General features: G+C 59.8%; 16 protein-coding genes and 1 pseudogene. 5 read left to right on the top strand and 12 right to left on the bottom strand.

The genetic code is table 11. The features are described 5' to 3' along the window. The gene (gene cysS, locus CKA81_RS08540) at positions 1–1,449 is read right to left on the bottom strand and encodes a cysteine--tRNA ligase (RefSeq protein WP_128354934.1); all 1,449 of its coding nucleotides are present in this window, start codon (positions 1,447–1,449) and stop codon (positions 1–3) included. A 214-nt stretch (positions 1,450–1,663) separates the two neighbouring features. Here cysS and CKA81_RS08545 point away from each other — a divergent pair, with 214 nt between their 5' ends. From CKA81_RS08545 to CKA81_RS08555, 3 genes are all read left to right on the top strand, one after another. After that, positions 1,664–2,425 carry a tetratricopeptide repeat protein gene (locus CKA81_RS08545; protein WP_228255683.1) on the top strand — a complete coding sequence of 254 codons (762 nt, stop codon included), beginning with the start codon at positions 1,664–1,666 and terminating at the stop codon, positions 2,423–2,425. A 101-nt stretch (positions 2,426–2,526) separates the two neighbouring features. Then, a complete protein-coding gene (locus CKA81_RS08550) occupies positions 2,527–3,090 on the top strand; it encodes a peptidylprolyl isomerase (protein ID WP_180015053.1) in 564 nt (187 codons plus the stop codon). After that, the gene (locus CKA81_RS08555; protein ID WP_128354937.1) at positions 3,083–3,859 is read left to right on the top strand and encodes a UDP-2,3-diacylglucosamine diphosphatase; all 777 of its coding nucleotides are present in this window, start codon (positions 3,083–3,085) and stop codon (positions 3,857–3,859) included. The genes CKA81_RS08550 and CKA81_RS08555 overlap by 8 nt, the downstream gene beginning before the upstream one ends. Here the strand turns inward: CKA81_RS08555 and CKA81_RS08560 are convergent. The 5 genes and pseudogenes from CKA81_RS08560 to CKA81_RS08580 all read right to left on the bottom strand — a co-directional run bounded on the left by CKA81_RS08560 (position 3,838) and on the right by CKA81_RS08580 (position 9,584). Further along, complete coding sequence (locus CKA81_RS08560) at positions 3,838–5,559, bottom strand: solute carrier family 23 protein (RefSeq protein ID WP_128354938.1); 1,722 nt, start codon at positions 5,557–5,559, stop codon at positions 3,838–3,840. The genes CKA81_RS08555 and CKA81_RS08560 overlap by 22 nt on opposite strands. Before the next feature lie 31 nt (positions 5,560–5,590). Beyond that, positions 5,591–6,295: a carbonic anhydrase gene (locus CKA81_RS08565; RefSeq protein ID WP_228255843.1), complete on the bottom strand. Its 705-nt coding sequence runs from the start codon at positions 6,293–6,295 to the stop codon at positions 5,591–5,593. Between the two features lie 30 nt (positions 6,296–6,325). Next, a complete protein-coding gene (locus CKA81_RS08570) occupies positions 6,326–7,204 on the bottom strand; it encodes an undecaprenyl-diphosphate phosphatase (protein WP_128354939.1) in 879 nt (292 codons plus the stop codon). Continuing rightward, positions 7,201–8,772, bottom strand: a complete 1,572-nt coding sequence (locus CKA81_RS08575; protein ID WP_128356699.1) for a TerC family protein — start codon at positions 8,770–8,772, stop codon at positions 7,201–7,203. Before CKA81_RS08575 ends, CKA81_RS08570 begins: the two co-directional genes overlap by 4 nt. Positions 8,773–8,793: 21 nt before the next feature. Continuing rightward, a pseudogene (locus CKA81_RS08580) lies at positions 8,794–9,584 on the bottom strand (inositol monophosphatase family protein). A 104-nt stretch (positions 9,585–9,688) separates the two neighbouring features. Here CKA81_RS08580 and CKA81_RS08585 point away from each other — a divergent pair. Continuing rightward, the gene (locus CKA81_RS08585) at positions 9,689–10,492 is read left to right on the top strand and encodes an RNA methyltransferase (RefSeq protein ID WP_128354940.1); all 804 of its coding nucleotides are present in this window, start codon (positions 9,689–9,691) and stop codon (positions 10,490–10,492) included. Here CKA81_RS08585 and CKA81_RS08590 read toward each other — a convergent pair. From CKA81_RS08590 to CKA81_RS08600, 3 genes are read right to left on the bottom strand one after another with little or no spacing between them, the layout of a single operon-like run. Then, positions 10,479–11,117, bottom strand: coding sequence for a 3-oxoacid CoA-transferase subunit B (locus CKA81_RS08590; RefSeq protein ID WP_128354941.1), 639 nt, complete (start codon positions 11,115–11,117; stop codon positions 10,479–10,481). The two genes, CKA81_RS08585 and CKA81_RS08590, sit on opposite strands and share 14 nt — an antisense overlap. Beyond that, positions 11,114–11,785, bottom strand: a complete 672-nt coding sequence (locus tag CKA81_RS08595; protein ID WP_128354942.1) for a 3-oxoacid CoA-transferase subunit A — start codon at positions 11,783–11,785, stop codon at positions 11,114–11,116. The genes CKA81_RS08590 and CKA81_RS08595 overlap by 4 nt, the downstream gene beginning before the upstream one ends. 12 nt (positions 11,786–11,797) lie before the next feature. Further along, positions 11,798–12,742, bottom strand: a complete 945-nt coding sequence (locus tag CKA81_RS08600) for a Bug family tripartite tricarboxylate transporter substrate binding protein (RefSeq protein WP_128356701.1) — start codon at positions 12,740–12,742, stop codon at positions 11,798–11,800. Between the two features lie 149 nt (positions 12,743–12,891). Between CKA81_RS08600 and CKA81_RS08605 the strand changes: the two genes are divergently transcribed. Next, entirely contained in the window at positions 12,892–13,671 is a 780-nt protein-coding gene (locus CKA81_RS08605) for an IclR family transcriptional regulator (protein ID WP_128354943.1), read from the top strand. Here CKA81_RS08605 and CKA81_RS08610 read toward each other — a convergent pair. The 3 genes from CKA81_RS08610 to CKA81_RS08620 form a co-directional block, all read right to left on the bottom strand. Next, complete coding sequence (locus CKA81_RS08610; protein WP_128356703.1) at positions 13,661–14,479, bottom strand: mechanosensitive ion channel family protein; 819 nt, start codon at positions 14,477–14,479, stop codon at positions 13,661–13,663. The two genes, CKA81_RS08605 and CKA81_RS08610, sit on opposite strands and share 11 nt — an antisense overlap. Before the next feature lie 231 nt (positions 14,480–14,710). Then, a complete protein-coding gene (locus CKA81_RS08615; protein ID WP_128354944.1) occupies positions 14,711–14,857 on the bottom strand; it encodes a lmo0937 family membrane protein in 147 nt (48 codons plus the stop codon). Positions 14,858–14,895: 38 nt separating this feature from the next. After that, entirely contained in the window at positions 14,896–15,111 is a 216-nt protein-coding gene (locus CKA81_RS08620) for a glycine zipper 2TM domain-containing protein (protein ID WP_128354945.1), read from the bottom strand. Positions 15,112–15,256: the final 145 nt, after the last annotated feature.

Consider the following 15,256-nt stretch of genomic DNA (forward strand, 5'->3'; position numbering starts at 1 on the left):
TTAGGCCCGTCGCCACTGCGTGACGCCGCCCGCCTTATCTTCCAGCTCGACGCCGGCCGCTTGCAGTTCGCTGCGTATGCGGTCGGCTTCGGCAAAATTGCGCTGCTGCTTGGCATCGGCGCGCGCCTGGATCAAGGCCTCGATCTGTTCGCCGGACAAGACGGTATCCGCGCTGCCGGAGCGTTGATAGCGGCTGGGCGATTGCAGATAGCGGGCCGGGTCTGCTTGCAGCAGGCCCAGTACCCCGCCCAAGCTGCGTAGCAGGCCGGCCGTTGTGGCAGAGCCGGTACGGTTGGCCTCAGTGGACAGCTCGAACAGAACCGCCACCGCGCCAGCCGTATTGAAGTCGTCGTCCATGGCCTCGCGAAAGGCGCGTGCTGCCGGTGCGCTCCAATCGATTTCGATGGGCTCTGCCGGAACATTGTGCAGCGTCTGGTAGAGGCGGTCCAGCGCATTTTGCGCATCCAGCAGGTTGTCGGGCGCATAGTTTTGTGGACTGCGGTAATGATTGCGCACAATAAAGAATCGCAGCATTTCGGCCTCGCGCGGGTTCGCCTCGTAGCGTGCCTGATCGTCGGGCAAGCCGGCATCGGCCGCAACGGTTGCACGTATGGTGCGAAAGTTACCCAGCGACTTGGACATTTTGTCGGCATCGACCATAAGCGGACCGCAATGCATCCAGATGGACGCCAGGCTTCCGCCGAAAGCGCCCTCGGTTTGGGCGATCTCGTTCTCGTGATGCGGGAACTTCAGGTCGGGGCCGCCGCCGTGGATATCCAGCGGCAGGTCCAACAAGGCCTTGCTCATGGCAGAGCATTCAATATGCCAGCCAGGGCGCCCCATGCCGTAGGGAGAATCCCACTTGGACTCGGGCGGCTCGTCGGCCTTGGCGGATTTCCACAACACAAAGTCCAGCGGGTCGCGCTTGGCTGATGCGACGGCCACGCGTTCGCCCGCCCGCAAGTCGTCCAGCGACTTGCCCGACAGCTTGCCGTAACCGGGAAACTCGCGCACGGCGTAATTGACGTCGCCATCGTCGGACTGGTAGGCCAGGCCCTTGTCTTCCAATAGCTTGATAATGCCCAGCATCTCGCCCACGTGCTCGGTGGCCCGCGGCTCGGCGTCGGGCGCTGCCACCCCCAGCGCCTGCTCGTCGGCATGCATGGCATCGATATAGAACGAAGTGACTTCGTTCATGCGCCGCCCGCTTTGCACGGCGCGGCGTATGATTTTGTCGTCGATATCGGTAATGTTGCGCACATAGTTGACTTGATAGCCGCTGCAACGCAGCCACCGCTGCACCACGTCAAAGCTCACCAGCATGCGTGCATGCCCAAGATGACAAAAATCGTAGACGGTCATGCCGCAAACATACATGCGGACCTGCCCGGGCTCTACGGTTTTCAGAGGCTCTTTGGCGCGCGAAAGGGTGTTATAAATGTGCAGCATGTGCAAGTAAATTTCTTGTCAGTAAATACGATTACGGGCCTGATCAATACAGGCCCGGTTGCGGTAAACTCGGCGCGAGCCGGCAAGCAAGGCTAAAATGGTGGTCGATAAGTATAGCAAGCCGACCACACCGGCGCCGCGCGCCGCATGGCCTGACGTCGTTCCAGATGGACGCTATACCCGCAATACAACCCTTATAAATAGGTGCAAGCCTGTGGTTCGAATTTTTAGTCCTGTCGTGGCCATTGTGCTGTTCACAGGCTGGCTGTCGATATCGTCCGTCCATGCCCAGACCGATGTTGCAGGCCTGGTGCCGCACGTCGATCTTACCTCCTCGCTGAACCCGGGTCCAGACGCCCCCAGCATGGCCACAGCGCTCCTGGGCGTAAGTTTTTCAAGCAAGGGCCCCAGCGACGGCAAACTGTTTGACGACGCCGCCCCGGAAGAAAAAGGCTGGAAAGGGCTGGCCACGCTGCTCGAAGCCCTGACACCGTCCATCGACACCGACATCCCGCTTACCTCGGCCCAAATTACAGAGCGCATCAGCAAGATGCTCGACGAAGGCCAGAACGAAGAGGCCTTGCGCATCATTCAACAACGCAGCGCACAACTGCAGGAACAAGGCGCAATGGGTACCGATGTGCAGTTGCTGTTTTTGCACGGCCGCGCGCTATCTGCCCTGGGCCGCCATAACGAGGCCATCGAAATCTATCGCGACATGACCACGCTGTATCCCGAGCTGCCCGAGCCCTGGAACAACCTTGCGGCCGAATACGTCAGGCAAGGCAAACTGCACATGGCACAAGACGCCCTGAACATGTCGCTGGCCGCCAACCCCAATTATGCGACGGCACGCGCCAATCTGGGCGAAGTCCAACTTATGCTGGCTCGCGCATCCTTTCAGGACGCAGCACGGCTGGGGGTCGCCCCGGCATCATCCAAGGCCGCCGCAACGGCCGACATCCTCCGTAACTAAGTCAGCGAAACCACATGAATTCCAACACTACCCCTACTTGCGCGCACGGCCTGTGGTCACGCGCGTTCAGCCTGGTCTGCGCAATGTCGCTTGCCCTGTGCATGGGCAGCGCCGCGCAGGCGGCCTCATCCACTCCTAATCAAGGTAAATCCATGAGCACAACCAACCCTCAAGTCAAACTGCAAACAAGCCAGGGCGACATCCTGATCGAACTCTACGCTGACAAAGCGCCCAAGACGGTCGAAAGCTTCCTGGCCTATGTCAAGGAAGGCTTTTACGACGGCACGGTTTTTCACCGCGTCATCAATAACTTCATGGTGCAGGGCGGCGGCTTCGATGTCGCCATGAAGCAGAAGCCAACCCACGCCCCTGTCGAGAACGAAGCCAACAACGGCCTCAAGAACGACAAGTACACTTTGGCCATGGCTCGTACTGCCGACCCGCATTCGGCCACGGCACAGTTCTTCATCAACGTTGCCGACAACGATTTCCTGAACTTCACATCCCCCACTCCGAATGGCTGGGGTTACGCCGTGTTCGGCAAAGTTGTCGACGGCACCGATGTCGTCGACCAGATCAAGTCGGTCAAGACAGGCAACAAGGGCTTCCACCAAGACGTGCCAGTCGAAGACGTACTGATCGAGAAAGCCACGGTCGTTGAATAAGCTTGAACTGCCGGGCAGGGTCTGGATCGCCTCGGACATCCATCTGGGGCCCGACACTCCTGCCACCGCCCAGGCGTTTCACCGCTTCCTGATCAAGGCATCCGCGCAGGCGGATGCCTTGATCTTGTGCGGCGACATTTTCGATGCCTGGATAGGTGACGACGTGGCGCTCTCGGCGCCGCCACCCTGGTTGGCGGAGACCCTGACAGAACTGGGGCACGTCTCTGAAAAAATACCGTTATGGCTGGGCCGCGGCAACCGCGACTTCCTGATCGGACGTGCGCTGGCGGGCCACGTTGGCGCGCAGCTACTGCCGGACCAAGTATGCCTGGCCACCGATGCCGGCCCCATCCTGCTGTCGCACGGCGACGAATACTGTCTTGCCGACAAAAGCTATCAGCGCTTCCGGCGCCTTGTGCGCTGCCCTGCCGTGCAGTGGCTTTTTCTGCGCCTCAGCCTTTCCTTCAGGCGCGGCATAGCCGACTTCGCCCGCAAGCGCAGCATGGCGTCCAATCGCCATAAAGCCATGGAAATCATGGACGTCAGTCCATCGGCCATAGAGCAGGCTTTTTCAGGCACAGACGCCGACATCATGGTTCACGGCCATACCCACCGGCCGCAACTGCACCGACTGACAGTGGGCGGACGCGAGCGCCGCCGTTATGTACTACCCGACTGGGATTACGATCACGGCGACACCCCGCGCGGTGGGTGGCTGGCCGTCGATGCTACGGGCCCGCATTTGGTTCAAGCGTCGAAATTAAGTTGAAGCCCCGCGGCTTCGCCTCGCTGACGTACCTGTACCCGGCGAGCCAGGCGGCTCAATAGATAAGAAGTCATGTGGGCAGTGGCTTCCGGGTCGTCCATCAATTCAACGGCAGAAGGCGCTGCATCACGCGGCGCGGGCAGGGCCTGGCCCTTGTATGAAAAACTGACGCGCAAGGCATATTCATCGAAGCGCGTCCTGACTTCAAGTTCCGGCTCTTCCTGAGCTATCCGACCGCTGTGGGCCAGCAGATCAAAGGCTTGCCATACCGCTTGTTCTGCACGCTGTACGGCATCGCGCCTTGCGCCCCACAGGCGTCCCTGGTTTTCCATGAACAGGTTCAGATCGTCGGCTGTCGTGGCGTCCACCTTGAAGCGCTGCGTCGTACGGCGGGATGAGCCCAGGCGGAACAGCATGGTCAAGGCCAGAGCCACCAGCGTGCCATTGGTGACACCAGCCAGATCCATGAAACCGGCCAGGGGCGCATACTCCAGTCCCGCCACAATATAGCGATGCGACACGCCGACTATCAGCCCCACGCCCAGGGCCAGGGAGCGCCTGTCGTCCAACATGCGCGAAGCCACCAGCTTCAATCCCGCCATCAGCAGGAAGGCAGCCAGGTACAGCAGCAACGCAGAGATGACCGGCCCTGGCACGACCAGCCACAAGATGATCAGCTTGGAACAGAACGCCGTGATAACCAGAAATCCCGCCACCCAATAACCCAGATAGCGGCTGGCGGAACCTGAAGTTGCAGCCAACCCCACCGCTCCGCCGCTGGCCGACTGCGGCATGGCGTTGATGAAAGAAGCCAGTATGTGGGTCAGGCCCTCTGCGCGCAGGCCGCGGCCATAAGCATGCAGATCGGGCCGATGCCAGTCCACATCCGCAGTGCGCTGGGCCACCGTCTGTGTGCCGATGGAGATCAGGGAAAACGTCAGCCCGATAAGGATATAGGGCAACACCAGACCCATGTCGAACTCCCAGCCGAAAGCCGGTAGTGTGGGCACGCGCAACCAGGGAGCAGCGGAAATATAGGTAAGGCTTTGCGCCGGGATCAGGCCCAGCACACCGGCCAGCATGCTGCCGCCCAGCAGCCCGAACAGCGCCGCGAACAGGCGCAAGCGGGATTTCAGCCAGATATGGCAAAACACCATGACGAACAACGTAAAGGCGGCCGCGATCAGTTCGAGATTGGTCGCGCCGGCGCCATCGCCCGGGTCGAACAGTAATTTCAGTCCTATTTGCCCGATGCTGACCCCCGTCAGCATTACCATGAGGCCCGCAATCTCGACGGTGAAGATGCTGCGCAGGCGAACGATAACGGCGCTGAAGACCAACTGGGTCAAGCCGACGATGCATACCATGCCGTATGCCAAGGGCAAACCACCCGGGTGGCTGCTGGCAAGGAACATGACCGCGAATACGGTAGGGGTGGCCTGCAAGGGATAGTAATAGCCCGATCCGATGCCCCAGCGGTTCAATATCTGCAACAGTATCGACAAGGCACTGGCGATCAGCGAAGCCGCAGCAACGTCCAGAAAACTGTTGGACGCCAGATGAAAACCCGTTTCGTGGAGAAACAGGTTGGGCACCACCAGCAAGGCGCCCAGAAACGCCATCTGCTGCAGCACCAAACCCAATGCCGTGGGAACGGGCAGGCGGTCGTTGATCCAATAGACGATGAAATCGGGTTTACGCATGCGTCATCGCCCCTGCTGCGACACGTAGCCGTCAGTCAATGGGCAACAACTGCATGGTGCCCGGCTCGGTCCGCCACAGATCACCGGTTTCAATATCGAACCACCAGCCATGCAAGGCCAGTGTGCCTGCCTCGACACGTTCCTTGATCCACGGATAAGTCAGCAAGTTGTGCAGTGACCCGGTCACGGCGGCGCGCTCGGCCAGGCCGGGGTTGTCTTTAAGCAGCGCCAGCGATACCTTCTGCCGCTCTTCGGGTTTGTCGGCATTCAGGTAGAGCTCGGTGGCGTTCATGGCCATCGACACCCACTCGCCGACGAAATCGCGGTCAGGCAAGTGGCCTTCGGCCATACCCAGCATGGCTTTGATACCGCCACACTGCGCGTGACCCAACACGATGATGTGATCGACCTTGAGGTCGCGCACGGCATATTCGATGGCCGCGCCGGTTCCGTGCAGCCCGGAACCTTGCAAATATGGCGGTACAAGATTGGCCACGTTGCGCACCGTGAACAGTTCGCCAGGTTGCGCCGATAGCAGCACCCCGGTGTCGACGCGCGAGTCGCTGCAGGCAATGATCAAGGTTGCGGGGGCTTGTCCCTTGGTGGACAAGGCGTGCATAAGCTCTGGCGAACGCTGGTAGTGATCGCTGCGAAAGCGGCGCACGGCCGCCTCGAAATGCGATATGTTCCTTAAATTGGTCGGACAGCACTCCTCGGCCATGGTCTCTCGCTCCATCGAATTCAAGTAACGGATTCTAACGGAATGTCAGCGCCACACCAACCACATTGCCACAACAATGCCCAAACCGATTCTGTACCAGGCGAAGGGCCGGTAGGTGCGCCGCGAAACGAAGCGGAGGACGGCTCTGACAACCAGCAAAGCGCTGAAGAAGGCGGCCGCGAAGCCGACCACGATGGCAGTCGCCTGCGTACTGTCCAGCGCGCCGCTATTGCGATACAGATCGTAAACCGTGGCGGCCAGCATGGTAGGCATGGCCAGGAAGAAGGAAAATTCAGTCGCGGTCTTGCGCTGTATGCCAGCGATCATCCCACTGATGATGGTGGCGCCCGATCGCGATGTGCCCGGCACCATGGCCAGACATTGCGCGAAGCCCACGACCAGCGCCTGCCGCCAGGTGATTTCTTCCAGAGATCTTGCGGTGGCATTGCGGCTGGCCATACTGTCGTCTTCCGCGCCTGCATCCGCTTGCTCGGCATTGAGATTCTTGGCGTACTGAGGCTTGCGTTCCACCCATAGCATCACGAGCCCGCCCAGTATCAGGGTCACGACAAACACCGCAGGGCTATGAAATAGCGCCTTGATGTATTTGATCATCACCGCACCGATCACGGCAGCCGGCAGAAAGGCAATCAGCAAATTTCGGGTAAACAGCACCTCGCTGCGCTCTCCGCGCAGCACGCCCGCAAACAACTGCCATAAGCGGGCACGGAAGATCCACATGACAGCCATGATGGATCCGAACTGGATCACCACTTCAAAGACTTTATCGTTGCTTGAAGAAAAGTTGATCCAGTCGCCAATGAGCAGTAGGTGCGCGGTACTGGAAACAGGAATAAATTCGGTAAACCCTTCGACCAGCCCCAGAAAAAGGGCCTTGAGCATAAACCAGGTGTTGTCCGTCATGTCGACTCGTTATTGCTTTCGTCGTCCTGTGGATACAGGCGCTCGATTTGTACCGTGGCGATGCGCCGACCATCCAGGCGCAACACGGTGAAGCGGAAGGTGGCATGATCCTGACGCAGCTCGCAACTGTCGCCAGGCCGCGGCAGGTGGCCAAAACGTTCCAGCAGATAGCCAGCCAGCGTGGAATAGCCCTCATCGTCATCCACCAGGCCATCGATTTCCAGCAGCAGTTCCAGATGATGCAGGTCGGCTGCCCCGTCAGCTTGCCACTGGTTGGCGCCCTGAATGGTGATGTCGGGCGTTTCGTCTTCATCGGGGAATTCCCCCGCGATGGCCTCGAAAACATCGATAGGCGTGACCACGCCTTCGATGGCGCCAAATTCGTCGGTAATCAGTACCAGCTGTCCGCGTGATCGCTTCAAGGTGTCCATCAGGCGCAAGACACCAATGGACTCATGCACGATCAGCGGGTCGCGCAGCCGCGACAGACGGATATTTCCGTGAGTGATGAGGTCGGCGATCATTTCTTTGGCCCGGCCAATACCGATGACTTCGTCCAGCGACCCACGGCACACGGGAAAGAAACTGTGCGGCGTCTTGATGATCTGCTCGCGCAGCTCGGCCGGGTCGTCGTCCAGGTCTATCCATGACACATCGGTACGCGGCGTCATGATGGAATGGATGGATCGATCGGCCAGGGTTAATACCCCGCTGACCATATTGCGTTCTTCGTCACCAAACACCTGGGGCTGTCCCTCGACGACCTGGGGCTGCTCGGGGCCGGCTAGCGGCCGTTTGCCCAGCATGCGCAACACGCCTTCGGCCGTGCGCTCGCGTAGGGGCCGACGTGAGTCAGCCTTGCGCAGATTGCGGCGTGCAAGCTGGTTCAAGGTTTCTATCATGACCGAGAACGTAATGGCCGCGTAGAGATAGCCCTTGGGAACGGCAAAGCCGAAGCCCTCGGCCAATAGCGAAAAACCGATAGTCAGCAGGAACCCTAGGCAAAGGATGACCACGGTGGGATGGGCATTGACAAAACGCGTCAGGGGCTTGGAGGCGACCAGCATCATGCCTATGGCAATGATGACGGCCAGCATCATGATCGTGAGTTCTTCGACCATGCCCACGGCTGTAATGACCGCGTCGATGGAGAAGACCGCGTCCAGGATGACGATCTGGGTGACGATGACCCAGAAGCCGGCATGCAATCTGGCACCGGAAACATGGGCGGCACGCCCTTCCACACGTTCATGAAGCTCTAGCGTGCCCTTGAACAGCAGGAAGAAACCGCCGACGATCAGTATGAGATCCCGGCCGGAAAAATCCAGGGGCCCCAGGTAAAACAGCGGTTTTGTCAGCTTGATCAGCCAGGACATTACCGACAGCAAGGCCAGGCGCATGATCAAGGCCAGCGACAGGCCGATTACGCGGGCGCGGTCGCGCTGGGCTGGCGGCAGCTTCTCGACAAGAATCGCGATAAAAATGAGATTGTCGATACCCAGCACAATCTCGAGTATGACCAAGGTAAGCAGGCCCACCCATGCCGAGGGGTCCTGCATCCAATCCAGTGTAAGCTCCGCCAAAAGGATTTAGTCCTGTACGTAAGCCAGCATTTGGGGAAACAGCTTGGGTGTGGCGGCCAGTACGCTGCCGCTTTTCATCCAGGTCTGCTCACCATCGAAATCGGCAATCAAGCCACCTGCCTCAAGTATCAGCAAGCCAGCTGCCGCCATGTCCCAGGGCTTAAGGTTGACGCCACAAAAACCGTCCAGACGGCCAGCCGCCACATACGCCAGGTCCAGTACGGTGGAGCCCAGGCGACGGGCTGCTGCGCACTCTGACAGCATCGTGGCAAACTTTGCATTCTTGGCGCCGCCCGCTGCCGATCCGGGAACATGCGCCCCAAGCAAGGCATCATGAAAGCGCAACTGCCCCGACACGCGCACGCGCCTGTCGTTCAGGAAGGCACCGCCCCCCGGCTGGCCGTAAACAGCTCGTTGCGCGATGGGTCGTAGACCACGGCCTGGGTTACCTGCCCGCGATGCGCCAGCGCAATAGAGATGGCATACAAGGGCAGGCCATGTATGAAGTTGGTGGTGCCGTCCAGGGGGTCGATAATCCATTGGAATTCGGCCTGCTCGTTATCGGCTTGCCCCGCTGCCAGGTGCGTGCCGGATTCCTCGCCCAGGAAGCCATGGCCGGGATAGGCGGTGCGCAGGACATCAATAATGGCTTCTTCAGCGGCGTGGTCCACTTCCGTGACATAATCTTTGGGCCCTTTGCGCGCCACTTGCAGGCGTTCCAGGTCGAGGCTGGCACGATTGATAATCGTGCCGGCACGGCGTGCCGCCTTGATGGCGGTATTGAGCATCGGGTGCATAAAATTCCGTAGTAAACATAGAGTCTATGCCAGGCGCCACGAAAATCGGGGCATTTCTGGGGCAACAAATGCCCGGCAATCAACACAATAAACGTCTATTTTAAATGACTCACACGATTTCACCTGAAACGACCGGCGCGTTCGCCCGTGTGCGCTTCATCATGGTGCACCCCAGCCACCCGGGAAACGTCGGTGCGGCGGCACGCGCCATCAAGACCATGGGCTTTCATGACCTGTGCCTGGTCGCCCCGCGCTTCCCGGATGTGCTGGACCATCCCGATGCCCTGGCACTGGCCAGCGGCGCCACGGACGTTCTGGCATCTGTACAAATTGTGCCCGATCTGGCCCAGGCTTTGGCCCCTGTCACCCTGGCATTTGCATTGACAGCCCGCGCGCGCGTGTTGGGCCCGCCCGCCTGCGACATCCGGGTGGCAGCCGAAGACAGCTGTCGGCACATCCAGGAACAATCAGGCCTGGTCGCCATCGTGCTGGGTACCGAGCGCTCCGGACTGACCAACGAAGACATCGCCCTGTGCCAACGGGTCTGTCACATACCGGCCAACCCCGAGTACAGTTCTCTGAATGTTTCGCAGGCCCTGCAATTGGCGGCCTGGGAACTGCGCTATGCGCTTGCCAAGGCCGCTGGAATGCCCCTATTGCCCGCAACGGATGGGCGCCTGGACCCTGGTGCCGAGCTGGCGCCCAATGAAAAAGTGCACGCCCTGCTGGCACACTGGGAGCAAGCCATTACCGAGGTGGGCTTTCTGGACCCCGGACACCCCAAGAGGCTGGTGCCGCGCATGAAGCATCTGTTCAGTCGTATAGCAATGACACACGATGAAGTCGACATGATGCGCGGACTTTGCACCGCCATGATCAAGACAGCCCGCCAGGCTAAGCGTCCTTGACGGGCATCGCGATAAGGTCGGAAAGGCCTTGCGCACCCAGGCCGGAAAAATCTTCCAGCAAGACGATATGGCCATCGTTCAGACCGAAGATGGCCATATCGGTATACACCCGCGTGACACACGCCACGCCGGTCAGCGGATAAGTACACTGCTCCACCAGCTTGCTGCGCCCTTCACGCGTCAGCAGCTCCATCAGCACATAAACCGAACGCGCGCCGATAGCCAGATCCATGGCTCCGCCTACAGCCGGTATGGCGTCGGGCTGGCCGGTATGCCAGTTAGCCAGGTCGCCCCGGCGCGACACTTGAAACGCCCCCAGCACGCAAATGTCCAGGTGGCCACCTCGCATCATGGCAAAAGAATCGGCATGATGAAAATAGGCGCCACCAGGCAGCAGGGTAACTGCCTGCTTGCCGGCGTTGATGAGGTCGGGGTCTTCGGCACCCTCGGCCGGGGCGGGCCCCATGCCAATGACGCCGTTCTCGCTGTGCAGCATGATTTCGCGGTCGGCAGGCAAATAGTTGGCAACTTTGGTTGGCAAGCCTATTCCCAGGTTCACAACGCTGCCGTCGGGAATATCTCGCGCCACGCGCGCCGCCATATGATCTCGGTTCAAGCGGCTCATGCCTGCCCCCCCACCCTTACGACACGCTGCACGAAAAGCCCCGGCGTAACGATAGCTTCGGGGTCCAGCGTTCCAAGCTCCACCACGTCTTCGACCTGGACCACCGCAACCCGCGCCGCCGTGGCCATGATGGGCCCGAAGTTGCGCGCGGTTTTCCGGTACACCAGGTTGCCCCAACGATCCGCATGCAAAGCCTTGATAAGCGCATAGTCTGCATGCAGCGGATATTCCAGTATGTAGTCGCGCCCATGAATGTGGCGCTGCTCTTTGCCTTCGGCCAGCGGAGTACCCGCCCCCGTCGGGGTGTAGAACCCACCTATGCCAGCGCCGGCGGCGCGGATGCGTTCAGCCAGATTGCCCTGCGGCACGAGTTCAAGTTCTATCTTGCCCGCCCGATACAGGCGATCAAAAACATGCGAATCAACCTGCCTGGGAAACGAACAGACCATCTTGCGAACCCGGCCGGCGGCCAGCAGCGCGGCCAGGCCCGTGTCGCCATTGCCTGCATTGTTATTGATGATGACCAGATCTTTGGCGCCCTGATCGAGCAAGGCGTCGATTAATTCGCGCGGCTGTCCCGCCAGGCCGAAGCCGCCCACCATGACGGAAGAACCATCAGCCACATCGGCCAATGCCTCTTCCATGCTGCCAAAGATCTTGTTGATCATGCCATTGCCTGCTTAGTCGACCGTGGCACCCGATGCCTTGACGACTTCTGCCCAGCTGTTGACTTCAGACTTGATGAAGTCGCCAAACTGAGCCGGCGTCGTATTGGCAGGTACAGCGCCCAGTTTGGCCAGACGCTCTTTGACTTCAGGTTTGGCCAGTGCAGTCAGCATGGCCTTGTTCAGCTTGGTAATGGCTTCGTCGGGCGTGCCCTTGGGTGCAATCACGCCGAACCAGGACGATACGTCGAAATTCTCAAAACCGGATTCCTGCATGGTGGGAAGGTCGGGTGCCGTCTCGGATCGCTCTGCTGTGGTCACCGCCAAGGCGCGCAGCTTTCCGCCGGCCACATGCGGCCAGGATGATGGCATGTTGTCGAACATATAGTCCACCTGGCCGCCGATCAGGTCTGTGGTGGCCGGCGCGCTGCCCTTGTAGGGAATATGGGTCACATCAATACCGGCCCGCTGTTTGAACAGCTCGCCAGCCATGTGTATGGATGTACCGCTACCGGACGATGCGAAATTCAGTTCGCCAGGATTCGCCTTGGCGTAATCGACCAACTCTTTGACGGTCTTGACCGGCACCTCGGGGTTGACGACCAGCACGTTGGGTACGCGCACAGCTAGGGCTACCGGGGCGAAATCCTTGACCAAGTCAAAGGTCAGGTTCTTGTACAGCGTTTGATTAATGGCACTGGTAACCGCCACCATGTAAATGGTGTAGCCATCCGGCGCAGCCCTGGCCACCATATCCGTGGCAATGTTGCTGCCGGCGCCGGGGCGATTCTCGACCACCACGGGCTGACCGAGCAAGTCGCCGATTTCCTTGCCAACGATGCGGGCCACGACATCGGTGGTACCGCCAGCCGAGAATCCGACAATCATGCGGATGGGCTGCTCGGGGTACTGGGCCGACGCCGCCGGCGCAAAGCCCAGGGCACCGGCACATAACGCCATGGTCAGCGCAGTCTTGATTCGTCCCGATAACTTGAATGATGGGGTAAACATTGTCGTCCTCCTGTTTATGTCCACGACATGGACATCTCTATAATTGAGCACCAATTTTTAACGACATTCCGATTTTCTCCAACACTTACGTACACGCCATGGACACTACGCCGCTTAATGATGACGATAAACAGCAAGCCGGACCGCGCACGCTCAGACGGGGCCTGCTGGTGCTGCGGGCCTTGCAGGAACACAGCGAGGTGGGCCTGAACATCACCGACCTGTCCCGCGTCACCGGCCTGCAACGACCCACGGTTTATCGTCTACTTGCGGCGCTCGTCGAAAGTGGTTTTGCCCGGACCGTACCGGCCAGCAAGCGGTTCAAGGCAGTCCATGCCGGGACGCTACGCCAGCACGATGAAGACCCACGGATCGCGCTGGCCTTGCCAGTCATGCAGCAGTTGGCCGCAACCACCGGTGATGCTGTCTTCCTGGTCGTACGTGACGGTTACGAGTCGCTGAGCCTTTGGCGCGAAATCGGGCCCTACCCCGTTCAGATACTGGCCACCTTCGCTGGGAAGCGGCAGCCCCTGGGCGTGGGGTCCGGCGGCATGGCGCTGCTGGCGGCGCTGGACGACGCCAAGGTCGAACAGATCATCGTGCATAACAACATGGAACTGGAGCAATATGGCGGCATGACCACGCGCGAGATGCGTCAACTGGTGCAGAACACACGCAGTCGGGGCTATTCGGTGGTGGGCAACTATGCCGTGCGTGGCGCGCTGGGAGTCGGTTGCGCCTTGTGCGACGCAAAGGGAGACCCCAGGCTGGCCATCAGCGTAACCGCCATTACTGAACGTATGCCCGTGGCGCGTCAGCGCGAAATCGCCGGCCTGATCCGTGCGGGGCTGAGTGAGCTGATGCCGGTTACTTGCTAGCTTCCACAATGGGCACGGCGGCATGGATTTCGCTGACGGGTATCGGCATTTTCAAACCGGCGCGCGCCAAGGCCTGCATGGCATTGCGATAGAGGTCAAAACGCAAGGTCCAGTAATTCGCGGAAGCGACCCAGACCCGCATATTGACGATAGTGGTGCTTTCCCGGTAGTCGATCACCATAACTTCGGGCTTGGGCGTAGGCAGCACATATTGATGCGATTCGATCAAGGCGGCCAGTTCGCGTAAAGCCAGCTCCAGGTCGTCGCCATAGCGCACGGCGACCTCGACGTCCAGGCGACGTGTCGCATTGCGGCTGTAATTGATGATGGGGTTGTTCCATACGAGGCTATTGGGCAAAGTCAAATGCACGCCGTCGAACTGAATCAAACGGGTCAGGAACAAGCCAACCTCGGCTACGGTGCCATCGCCTTTTCCAACGACCGAAATATATTCACCGGCTCGTAACGGCCGCAGTGCCAGCAACATGATCCCGGCGGCAATGTTCTGCAGGGTGCCTTGCAAGGCCAAGCCGATGGCCAGTCCGGCTGCCCCAAGCACAGTGATGATGCTGGCCGTCTGAACGCCAAACCTCGCCAGGACGGCGATCAGGACGAAGACGCGTATCGACCATACCGTGACCGTATACAACATCGGCACTATAGTGGGGTCGACTCGCGCAGAGCGGCCCGCCAACTTGCGCACGCCGCGCCCAGCCAGGGAAGACAGCGCCCAGCCCACGACCAGCGTAACGATCGCGACAATCAGGTTGAACGCGAGATATTCGAGGGCAGGCATCTGGGCCCGCATAGCGGCTAGGGTTTCCACCGTGCAATTATCCTGTTAAGACCAACAGGAAATTCTACCTGCTTATCCACTGCCTCTGTGGACAAGTCCGCGGATAAGATCAGCACTACTCAAAGAAGTCCTTACAGGACGGGCACTTGCGGCGGGCGGGCAAAGATTGCCCAGCGCGCTCGCCTGCTTTCTGGAGCTTAGTATCCATCCGGCGTACCGGATGGATACTGATGCGTCGCAGCGCTAGACGCCACGACCGCTAATAAGCCGCACCAGAACCAGCACCACGGCGACCACAATAAGAATGTGTATGAAGCCGCCTATGGTGTAGGACGTGACCAGGCCGAGTAGCCATAGAACAAGAAGTATTACTGCGACGGTATAAAGCATAGGGCCTTCCTTTCTTAGTAGAGAGATTAGTGTTTGTATTATTTGCTGGCTTCGTGGCCGACTACGCCGCCCACTGCCGCTCCGCCTAAAGTGCCCAGCGTGCTACCACCGGTCAACACGGCGCCGCCGACAGCACCCACCCCGGCCCCGATGGCGGTGTTCTTTCCTTGCCGCGACATACCGCTGCAAGCACTCAGGCTGATCAGCACAGTGACAATGACGGCGCTGCTTGCGAGTCGTTGAGTCGTTTTCATCTATTTACCCCTTATTAAATGAGAACGGCAGCGAGCTGCCAGGTTCCGCCGGGTACAGAGCAAGAAGCGTGCCCGCCAGACAAAAATACATGTGTGGCACGCCGATTGCTGTCGGCCTTGTGACCCAATTTGGTCGATTACCTGG

Origin of the sequence: Pollutimonas thiosulfatoxidans (assembly GCF_004022565.1) — a bacterium.
Taxonomy (GTDB): domain Bacteria; phylum Pseudomonadota; class Gammaproteobacteria; order Burkholderiales; family Burkholderiaceae_B; genus Pusillimonas_D; species Pusillimonas_D thiosulfatoxidans.

Bases quoted from the DNA above. Each gene is read 5' to 3' on its own strand.
- CKA81_RS08585 (WP_128354940.1), top strand. From the start codon at position 9,689: ATGACTCACACGATTTCACCTGAAACGACCGGCGCGTTCGCCCGTGTG.
- CKA81_RS08570 (WP_128354939.1), bottom strand. From the start codon at position 7,204: ATGACGGACAACACCTGGTTTATGCTCAAGGCCCTTTTTCTGGGGCTG.
- CKA81_RS08605 (WP_128354943.1), top strand. From the start codon at position 12,892: ATGGACACTACGCCGCTTAATGATGACGATAAACAGCAAGCCGGACCG.
- cysS (WP_128354934.1), bottom strand. From the start codon at position 1,449: ATGCTGCACATTTATAACACCCTTTCGCGCGCCAAAGAGCCTCTGAAA.
- CKA81_RS08560 (WP_128354938.1), bottom strand. From the start codon at position 5,559: ATGCGTAAACCCGATTTCATCGTCTATTGGATCAACGACCGCCTGCCC.
- CKA81_RS08615 (WP_128354944.1), bottom strand. From the start codon at position 14,857: ATGCTTTATACCGTCGCAGTAATACTTCTTGTTCTATGGCTACTCGGC.
- CKA81_RS08610 (WP_128356703.1), bottom strand. From the start codon at position 14,479: ATGCGGGCCCAGATGCCTGCCCTCGAATATCTCGCGTTCAACCTGATT.
- CKA81_RS08565 (WP_228255843.1), bottom strand. From the start codon at position 6,295: ATGGAGCGAGAGACCATGGCCGAGGAGTGCTGTCCGACCAATTTAAGG.
- CKA81_RS08600 (WP_128356701.1), bottom strand. From the start codon at position 12,742: ATGGCGTTATGTGCCGGTGCCCTGGGCTTTGCGCCGGCGGCGTCGGCC.
- CKA81_RS08550 (WP_180015053.1), top strand. From the start codon at position 2,527: ATGGGCAGCGCCGCGCAGGCGGCCTCATCCACTCCTAATCAAGGTAAA.
- CKA81_RS08595 (WP_128354942.1), bottom strand. From the start codon at position 11,785: ATGATCAACAAGATCTTTGGCAGCATGGAAGAGGCATTGGCCGATGTG.
- CKA81_RS08590 (WP_128354941.1), bottom strand. From the start codon at position 11,117: ATGAGCCGCTTGAACCGAGATCATATGGCGGCGCGCGTGGCGCGAGAT.
- CKA81_RS08620 (WP_128354945.1), bottom strand. From the start codon at position 15,111: ATGAAAACGACTCAACGACTCGCAAGCAGCGCCGTCATTGTCACTGTG.